1 protein-coding gene is annotated in these 248 nt (G+C 48.8%); it reads right to left on the bottom strand.

The genetic code is table 11. From position 1 onward, the window contains the following. A partial coding sequence (locus tag CF394_RS00320; protein WP_500691219.1) for a beta/alpha barrel domain-containing protein occupies nt 1-248 on the bottom strand: 248 nt, incomplete at both ends.

The following is a 248-nucleotide window of genomic DNA, read 5'->3' as shown; positions in this document are numbered from 1 at the left end:
CGGCGCCAGCTCCAGCTTTGAGCCAATTCGGCACTTCAGACGGATGTATCCCGCCTGTCGGAATAAAGGTCACCTGCGGGAAAGGGCCCGCTAAATTTTTCATAAATGGGATGCCAAACACACCGCTGGGGAATAGCTTCAATGTAGTAAAACCACATGTCAGCGCTTGCATGATTTCGCTCGGAGTCAATACGCCAGGGATATAATGTGTCTTTAAAAAAGAAAGGTGTTCAGCAAGGTCAGCTGAA

This window comes from Tetzosporium hominis (genome assembly GCF_002265435.1).
Taxonomy (GTDB): domain Bacteria; phylum Bacillota; class Bacilli; order Bacillales_A; family Planococcaceae; genus Chryseomicrobium; species Chryseomicrobium hominis.
The sequence above is the reverse complement of the archived record's forward strand: the minus strand, read 5'-3'. Positions and strand labels throughout refer to the sequence as shown.